This is a genomic window from Salibaculum halophilum, from assembly GCF_002094885.1.
In the GTDB taxonomy this organism is placed as follows: Bacteria; Pseudomonadota; Alphaproteobacteria; order Rhodobacterales; family Rhodobacteraceae; genus Salibaculum; species Salibaculum halophilum.
In genome coordinates this window covers 20,762-28,753 of sequence record NZ_MSIT01000028.1, presented here as the reverse complement: position 1 = coordinate 28,753, position 7,992 = coordinate 20,762, and the positions used below count along the sequence as shown (strand labels likewise).

8 protein-coding genes are annotated in these 7,992 nt (G+C 64.3%); 4 read left to right on the top strand and 4 right to left on the bottom strand.

Annotated features, from left to right (window positions below):
- Window positions 1-845: hypothetical protein (locus BU124_RS14625; protein WP_218775108.1), on the top strand; the 845-nt coding region annotated here is incomplete at its 5' end.
- Window positions 846-1,067: 222 nt separating this feature from the next.
- Here the strand turns inward: BU124_RS14625 and BU124_RS12945 are convergent.
- The gene (locus tag BU124_RS12945; RefSeq protein ID WP_084863997.1) at window positions 1,068-2,402 is read right to left on the bottom strand and encodes a cytochrome-c peroxidase; all 1,335 of its coding nucleotides are present in this window, start codon (window positions 2,400-2,402) and stop codon (window positions 1,068-1,070) included.
- A gap of 75 nt (window positions 2,403-2,477) precedes the next feature.
- On the opposite strand from BU124_RS12945, the gene BU124_RS12940 reads away from it, so the two are divergent.
- Window positions 2,478-2,873, top strand: a complete 396-nt coding sequence (locus BU124_RS12940; protein WP_245831697.1) for a tetratricopeptide repeat protein — start codon at window positions 2,478-2,480, stop codon at window positions 2,871-2,873.
- A gap of 223 nt (window positions 2,874-3,096) precedes the next feature.
- On the opposite strand, the gene BU124_RS12935 is transcribed toward BU124_RS12940, so the two are convergent.
- On the bottom strand, window positions 3,097-3,789 hold the full coding sequence (locus tag BU124_RS12935) for an endonuclease/exonuclease/phosphatase family protein (RefSeq protein ID WP_084863996.1): 693 nt from the start codon (window positions 3,787-3,789) through the stop codon (window positions 3,097-3,099).
- A 44-nt stretch (window positions 3,790-3,833) separates the two neighbouring features.
- Here BU124_RS12935 and BU124_RS12930 point away from each other — a divergent pair, with 44 nt between their 5' ends.
- Both BU124_RS12930 and BU124_RS12925 read left to right on the top strand, forming a co-directional pair.
- Entirely contained in the window at window positions 3,834-4,490 is a 657-nt protein-coding gene (locus BU124_RS12930) for a DUF2238 domain-containing protein (RefSeq protein ID WP_084863995.1), read from the top strand.
- 105 nt (window positions 4,491-4,595) lie between these two features.
- Window positions 4,596-5,651: a hypothetical protein gene (locus BU124_RS12925; protein ID WP_084863994.1), complete on the top strand. Its 1,056-nt coding sequence runs from the start codon at window positions 4,596-4,598 to the stop codon at window positions 5,649-5,651.
- On the opposite strand, the gene BU124_RS12920 is transcribed toward BU124_RS12925, so the two are convergent.
- Entirely contained in the window at window positions 5,628-6,608 is a 981-nt protein-coding gene (locus BU124_RS12920) for a DNA cytosine methyltransferase (protein WP_218775107.1), read from the bottom strand. The genes BU124_RS12925 and BU124_RS12920 overlap by 24 nt on opposite strands.
- A gap of 309 nt (window positions 6,609-6,917) precedes the next feature.
- A complete protein-coding gene (locus BU124_RS12915; RefSeq protein WP_084863992.1) occupies window positions 6,918-7,985 on the bottom strand; it encodes a TRAP transporter substrate-binding protein in 1,068 nt (355 codons plus the stop codon).
- Window positions 7,986-7,992: the final 7 nt, after the last annotated feature.

Below are 7,992 nucleotides of genomic sequence, written 5' to 3'. Positions count from 1 at the left end.
CTCCCGGAAACTTGACCGACAATGCATTGGCTCTGGCCGAAGACTTGGGATTGGTCGCAAAGTCAGGCGACGTCTTTCGCCCGGCAAGCCCACTATGTAAATTACTTCGCACGCCGCAAGAGAACGAACGGGCAGCGGTGCTGCGCGTGACCATAGAGTCATTTGAGCCATTCCAGATTTTTCGCGAAGAGCTTGAAGCAACTGCCGACGCGTCAGCCGCAGCAACTAGGACAAAAGCCAGACTTGACCTCAATTGTCATCGGGAAGAAATCAAATATACCCTTTTAAGCTTGGCTACCTTCAGCGGTGCTCTGCTCGTCAGTCAAGGTAACAGCTATGAGCGCGATAACAAAAGCATGAGTAACCTTCTCGCAGAACTCGCGGCAGGAAGCGGAGAAGAAGCAGCGGCAATTTTCAAAGTGCGGGAAGAGATTGGCTCCAACGCCGCAGACTGGGTAGACCATGCTAGCGTGATCGTTCCACTGGCGACAGCGCTGAGACATGCTTCAGGCGGCAATGCAGGGCGCGAAGCAGTTTTACATTCAGGGAATGCCATCGACAGTTTCTTAGATAGCTACGCACAGGAATGCGGCGCAAACCTTCACGATACGACTGGGATCAATGGGAAGCTAGACAAGCTCCAGCAGCAAGGGCATCTGCCAAAGAAGCTCCAGTTTATCGGCAAGTATATTGGTCACAGTCGAAACGCAGCTGACCATGGTGTTGACCAAGACGTCGGCGCTGCTTGGGACGTTTCGGATGCGACAGGACGCAACATAGTCTTTGTGGCGACGCAGTTCATTGCTTCGGTTTTCGAGAAGAATGAGGGTCGGCACCAGGTCTAAGGTTGCTGCGACGCTTGTGAACACATTGGTCCCAGCCTGATGACCGCTGTGTTACGCCGCACCATAGCATTTTGGAAGCCGGATTTGCGTTAGCTTCGAGCCTATCGCGTCTGGAAGCGCGACTGAGGTTCACGTTTCTGCAACGGCAGCACCCCGTGCCAAGCCGCCCCTCGGGCCACCTCCGAACAGCGCGGGCCAAGACGTGCCCGTCAGGCCGCGACACTAGTCAACGGGCAATCCGCTGGGCACGCTGTCGGGCACGCCCAGGGGGCGGTCGGCGACCGTGTCCCCGGTCAGCGCCTCCAGGAAGGCGACGAGGTCGGCGATTTCGGACTCGGTCAGGGCCACGGGCCGGATGTCGAGCCGCGCCCGCTGGCGGCGCATCTCCAGCCAGTCCTGCCGGATCGCGAAATCCGAGGCGGCCAGCCAGGGCACCTCGGGCAGGTGCGCCTGGTCGGGCTGCCAGGCCGCGCGGCTGGCCCGGGGGTCGGCGTGGTGGCGGATCATGCCCGCTAGCGTCGGGAAGGCGCCGTTGTGGCCGTAGGGCGCGGTCAGGGCGACGTTGCGCAAGGGCGGCGTGCGGAACCGGTAGGCGTCTTCCAGCAGGTCGGTCGCGCCCATCCGGCCGACGTCGCGCGCCACCTGGTCGAACTTGCGCGTGCGCCCCGGCCCGAAGGCCGGCAGGGACAGGGCGTGAAATTCCTGGTCGGTGAACAGCGGCCCCGAGTGACAGGTCGCGCAGCGGGCCTTGCCAAAAAACAGTTCCCGGCCCCGGTCCGCATCCGCCCGAAGCGGGGTGCCCTCGGCCAGCCAGGCGTCGTAGGGGCTGTCGATGCTGATCCATTCCGAGGCGACGAAAGCGCCGATGGCATTGCCGATCTCGACGATGGTCACCTCGCCGGGGTGGTCGATATGGTCGAAGGCCGCGACGAACATTTCGCCATACTCGGGGATCGTGCGCACCCGCTTGGCCAGGATCGGCCACCCCAGGTCGATGCGGTCGCGCACCGCGCCGATGACCTGGTTCTCGCCGACGTTGCCGGCCATCTCGAATTCCGAGGTCAGCGGCAGTAGTGCCTGCGCGGCGAGGATATTGTCGAGACCTTCGGGGAACCACTCCTCGGCCGGGGTGTCGAAGCCGTTGCCGAACTGGTCGGAGACCTCCAGCCGCCCATCGTGGAACAGCACGTCGACGGATTTGTGCCCGAGGTTCCACAGCGCGGGGGCGTTGCGCGGGATGCGCTTGGCGATGCGGCTCTCGCCCGCGCCGGGGGTGCGGTCGGGGCCCAGCCCCGTGCCGCCCTCGCCGATGCCGAGGCTCAGCCCGTCGCCGCCCGCGTGCTCGTGATGGTGGCAGGTCGCGCAGGAGATATTGCGGTTGCCCGACAGGACCGGGTCATAGAACAGCAATTGCCCGATCCGGGCTTGCGCCGGGTCCGCCTGCACGAAATCATCCAGCGAGATCGGGTCGGCCCGTGCCGCCCCGCAGATCGTGACACAGACTGAGAGGACGAGATGCGACAGCTTTGGCAAGTCCGTGGAACCCCCGGTGTTCATGCCCTGATACTGGCAGTTTTCACGACTGTCTCAACCCCCGTTTCCGCTGCCGACCTCGAAGAGGCGCGCGACCTGATGGAGGCGAACGAATTCGATGCCGCCATGGACCAGTTCCGGGTGCTGGCGCGGTCGGGCAATGCCGATGCCGAGGAACTGATCGGGGTGATGTATGCCCTGGGCCTCGGGGTGGAGCGCGACGACGAACGCGCCTTCGAGTGGTACCTGCGCGCCTCGCTCAAGGGGCATCCCGGCGCGCAGTCGGGGCTGGGCTGGTACTACGAGGTGGGCCGGGGTATCCCCGAACCCGACCTTGTGCGCGCCTACCTGTGGTACGGGCTGTCGGCCATCGGCGGCGACCCCGACGCGCTGATCTCGATCGAGGACCTGACCCCGCGCATGACCGAAGACCAACGCGCCCGCGCCGAGGTGCTGATCGACGACTACAAGCCCTGGATGTACCCGTTCCGGTAGGGGGCCGCGTGGTCGGGCGGGACTGGTCCGAACGCGGCCCGAGGGCCGACGTGAGCCCGATGTGGTCATGGGGCCGTGCAGCTCCCGCGCGGAATCGAGGGCGAAGCCCGCCGCGCATCGTCATGCTGGAAGCATGCCTCTGGCATGACCGATCGCGCGGCGCCTTCGGCGCTATTCGCGCGACGCCCAGTTTCCAATTCCTTTGCAAGCCCGTCCCCACCCCTCACACCGGCCCCACCTCGGCCAGGATCGGCAGGTGGTCGGACGGGTGCGGCCCCTTGGCCCGCGCAGGGATGTCGAGCGGGGTGACGCGCAGGGTTGCCGAATGGGCGATGCGGTCCAGCGCCCCCACTGGAAGGGTGGCGGGAAAGGTGCGCCCGGGTGTCAGCACCGTGTAGTGCCGGGCGAGGCGGCCGAGGCCCGTCTTCCGGCTCCATTCGTTGAAATCGCCCAAAATCACCGTGGGCCGGGCCGGCAGACCCTCCAGCGCCTCGCGGATCCGGTCGAGCTGCTGGCGACGGTTGCGCCGCAGAAGGCCCAGGTGCACGCCGACCACGCGCAGCTGGGGCAGGTCGGCGATGACGGCGCCGCGCGGCTCCAGCCCGGGCAGGGGGACGCGGTGCAGGGCCGCGGGCACCAGGTCCGGCCGGGCGAGAAGCGCGATACCGTGCCAGCCCAGGCTGTCGGCGGATTCGCCCACCGGCCAGGGGCGCAGGCCGGTCTGCGCCGCGATGGCGTCACGGGGCAGCGCGGCGGGGCGGCGGCCCAGGCGGTGATCGGCTTCCTGCAGCGCCACGATATCCGCCTTGAGCGCGGCGATGGCGCCCAGCACCCGCAGCGGATCGCGCCGCAGGTCGGTGCCAAGCCCGGCGCGGATATTGTAGCTGGCCAGCCTGAGGGGTTCGGATCGTGTCATGCATCCTATATAGGACACGACAGACCCGTTTCGGAGGCCCCATCATGCGCCCGCGAGGCCCGCTGCTGGTCCTGGTGATCCAGGGCGTGCTGATTGTCGAGATCGTGACCGGCCTGGCCACGGGCCAGTGGATGCCGGTCTTCGTGGCCGCGGTCACCCTGGCGCTGACATTCGCGCCCGCCCGGTTCGCCCGGTTCTTCGGCCTCGAGTTGCCCGGCTCGATCCTCTCGGTCATCGTGATCTTCCTGTTCGCCACGCTTTTCCTTGGCGAGGTGGCGGATTTCTACGAACGATTCTGGTGGTGGGACGTGGTGCTGCACTTCCTGTCGGCGCTCAGTATCGCGGCCATGGCGTTTCTGATGATCTTCATGCTGTTCGAGGGCGACCGCTATGCCGCGCCGCCCTGGGCGCTTGCCATGCTGTCGGCGGCAGTCGCCCTGGCGATCGGCGCGCTGTGGGAGATTTTCGAATACGGCATGGACCAGGTGTTCGGCATGAACATGCAGAAGTCTGGGCTGGACGACACCATGACCGACCTGATGATCGACACCCTCGGCGCGGCCCTCGGGGCGCTGTCGGGTTACCTGTTCCTCAAGGGGCGGCAATTCGGCGGAGTCGGCAGGGCGATGGCCGAGTTCGTGGCCCTGAACAAGCGCTGGTATCGCAAGGTGCGCAGCAAGGCCGGCGATGGGCCGCGCTGAGGCCCCTACCGAATCGAAAAGGGCCGCCCGGGGTGGGTGTCAACCGGGCACACAAATGTCCGTTTCGGCTCGCTTCTCGTTGAGGGAATGAGTTAAAATCGCGACATGAGTACAGGAACCGACGCGCGCGACCGCGTGTTCACTTTAGTCGACCAGTTCATCGCTGACCCGAATGCCGGGGCGACAACAATCGCCAATGCTCGGGGCGCGCTTCCGCCAGCGGTGGTTGCTGACCTTGATCACGTTCTTGCCAACCGGCGAATCAGCTATCGCGACGGCGTGCTGATCCAACTCGGATATGCCCTGATCGACGCCGACCTTGACCTTACACGGCGACCCGAAGGCGCGCGAGGCGTCGCGCAGCAACTCGGCGTGTTTCTCGCGGAACGGCACATCACGGCGGTGAAGGACGCTTACCAGAACATTGCCAAGAACACGGACCGTCTGGCCCGTGGAAACGTCGCCGAGTTTGACCGACTGTTGCACTGGGCAAACGGCGCGGGACAGGCCGAGAGAGCTTCCGCATTGGGTTTTGCGTGCGCGGCCGTCGCCGCCACTGCGCGCCCGGTCCTGCCGATGCCGCAGTTGAACCGGAGCGCTTTGACCTTCGCCAAGACGACTGACCTGCTGGTTGCTCTTCTGGGCGTCCCGTCTGGCGGCGCATACGAGCAGTTCACGTTTGCGGCGCTGCTGCACACGCTGGTGGCGAACCATGCGGCCGATCAAGTGCGCGTAGAGACCAAAAGCCTGAACGCTTCAGATCGAAGTTCGTTCGCCGCGGGCGATGTTCAGATCGCCACGGGTGGCCGTGCAATCGAGGCCTTCGAAGTCACGGCGAACAACTGGACGAAGAAGATCGACGGCGCATCAAAGTCGATCCGCGATAACGATCTGTCGCGCCTCCATATTGTGGCGAACAGGCCAGAATGCGACCGTGCCTCTGCTAACGAGCGCCTGAACCAGCTAGCTGAGGATATCACTGTACTGGACGTTCGGCAAGCCGTCGAGGTGCTGACAGCTGTTCTAACCCGTCCGCAGCGCGCGGAGGCACTTGTGCGGCTTTATGAATATCTCGACCGATACCAGCCCGAAACCGAGCGCGTGAACGAGCTTGTTCGCCGTCTCCAGTCGGCGAACCTAGTGGAGCGCGCGGGCGACTGATGCGCCTATGACTTTCGCAAGTCGTGGAGGCACGGCATTGCCGATTTGTGCGTATTGGGAACTGCGCGATCCCGAGAACAGCATGTCAGCCGGGAAGGTTTGCAGCAGCGCGGACTCCAGAACGGTGATGCGTCGTCCGCCATCGAATTCGCCGCAGCGCGGCTTGCCACCGTCCCACAGGTGCTTGTGGTAGGGCGGAACGCCGTCGAGTTCGTCAATGAAGTGCGTCTTGTTACCGCCAGCGGAGGCAAGGATAGTCGGGGCAGGCTGATTAAGGTTGATCGCGCGTCCTCCGCCATTGAACAATTGACCAGCGAATGGACTTGGGCGCAGGTCAGGTTTTTTCGCGTAGACCACTTTAGACGGGTTCGGCTGCCCCCGTATTTCGCCGCGACGCAATACCGACCCTGCTGTGACGTATCGCCCGGGTGTGTGCGTGGGCGAAGGAAAGTCGATGCCGCCATTGAGTAGTCCGATCAGTACGACCCGAACGCGCTTCTGGGGCACACCGTAATCCGCCGCGTTGACAAGGCGCGGCGAGAGCATTGTGTAACCGTCGGAAAAGAGCGAGAGGATTTTGCCCAAATATTCGCGATTGCGGGGCGCAAGCAGACCCGCCACGTTCTCCATTATAAAGGCGCGGGGCATGATCTCGTTAACGGCGCGCGCAAACTCGGGGATCATGTCGCGGTCATCGTTCGCGGCAAACCTCTTTCCGCCGTTCGAAAACGGCTGACACGGCGGTCCGCCTGCAACCAAGTCGACGCCCCGCCATTGGCGGAAGTCGTATCCGGCAACTGACTGTTCTACCGTCTCAGCGTCTGGAAACGCCTGCCTGTAGGTCGAAATCGCATCGCTGTTCGTATCGAGGCCCATGACTGACGTGAACCCCGCGCGCTCAAGCCCGATGCTCAAACCTCCAGCTCCGCAGAACAGGTCGATACTCGTCAGTTTCACATCACTACTCCCCGTGAACATTCTGGGAACTTATACGTTGCCGGTGGATATTGCGTCAACGCTTTCGCGAAAATATGGGCACGGCTTGATTTTTCGGCAAATTTTGAGCTCGAGCCGCTCACGGGCTTCCTGTTCCTCAAGGGGCGGCAAGTCGGTGGAGTCGGCCGGGCGATGGCCGAGTTTGTGGCCCTGAACAAGCGCTGGTATCGCAAGGTGCGCAGCAAGGCCGGCGATGGGCCGCGCTGAGGCCCCTGTGGAATCGAAAAGGGCCGCCCGGGGGCGGCCCTTTCCGGCGGGCGTGACGCGCCCTTACTCCATGTCGTCGGCGTAGGTCTCGGCGATTTCCGCCTCGGCGTTCTCGACCGATTCGAGCATCGCGTCCAGCACCTCGGAGCCGCCGTCGACGTTCTCGCGGAACCAGTCCTGAACAGGTTCGGCTGCCTCGGCGAACTGGGCCTTTTCCTCGGGCGTGGGCACGTAGATGTCGCCGCCGCCCTCGACGAAGGCGTCATAGGCGTCGATGGCCTTGCGCTTGGGCGAGGCGAAGGTCGCCTGCTGCAGCGCGTAGAAGCCGTCGAGCACGACCCGGCGGTTGGCTTCCGACATGTTCATGAACCGCTCGTTGTTCATGAACCACAGCGCACCCATGTAGGCGTGGCCGTCAAGCGTCAGGTACTGCAGGCCGGCATCGGGGAACTTCATGCCCATGATGTCGGTGATGCCGTTCTTGGAGCCGTCGACGACGCCGGTCTGGAAGCTGGTGAACAGCTCCGGCCACGGGATCGGCGTGGGCGAGGCGCCCAGCGCCTTGACCAGTTCCTGCGGCAGGTCAGCGACCACGGTGCGGATCTTGAGGCCCTCCATGTCCTCGGGCGTCTCGACGCGGCCCTGGGTGTTGGCGAAGTTGCGCCAGCCGCCGGTGTTGCCGATGGTCATCAGGCGGATCGTGTCGCCCGAATCGGCGAGGATTTTGTCCTGCAGCGTGTTGATGAAGACGCTGTCGTTTTCCAGCACCGTCTCGGCCACGCGGTCGTTGGCCATCAGGTAGGGCAGGTCGAGCACCTGGATGTAGGGGAAGATCCCCGCGGCCCCGCCCGAGGTCGAGATGTAGATGTCGATGGAGCCTTCCGAGACACCTTCGAGGCATTCCGCCCCGGTCGAGCACAGCTGCGTGCCGATGAAGAGCTCGACCTCGATGGCGCCGTTGGAGGCGGCCTCGACGTGGTCCTTGAAGACGATGAGGCCGTCATAGTCCTCGTCGTTCTCGTTGGAGTTGGCAGTGGCGCGCAGCGTGATCGTGTCATCCTGCGCGGCGGCCGGCAGGGCCGCGACAGAGGCCGCCGTGATCGTGGCGGCGGTGACGAGATGTTTCAGCATTTGGTTT

What these genes read in the sequence shown, in the direction of transcription:
- BU124_RS12945 (WP_084863997.1), bottom strand. Translation starts at nt 2,402, where the DNA reads ATGAACACCGGGGGTTCCACGGACTTGCCAAAGCTGTCGCATCTCGTC.
- BU124_RS12940 (WP_245831697.1), top strand. Translation starts at nt 2,478, where the DNA reads ATGGAGGCGAACGAATTCGATGCCGCCATGGACCAGTTCCGGGTGCTG.
- BU124_RS12935 (WP_084863996.1), bottom strand. Translation starts at nt 3,789, where the DNA reads ATGACACGATCCGAACCCCTCAGGCTGGCCAGCTACAATATCCGCGCC.
- BU124_RS12930 (WP_084863995.1), top strand. Translation starts at nt 3,834, where the DNA reads ATGCGCCCGCGAGGCCCGCTGCTGGTCCTGGTGATCCAGGGCGTGCTG.
- BU124_RS12925 (WP_084863994.1), top strand. Translation starts at nt 4,596, where the DNA reads ATGAGTACAGGAACCGACGCGCGCGACCGCGTGTTCACTTTAGTCGAC.
- BU124_RS12915 (WP_084863992.1), bottom strand. Translation starts at nt 7,985, where the DNA reads ATGCTGAAACATCTCGTCACCGCCGCCACGATCACGGCGGCCTCTGTC.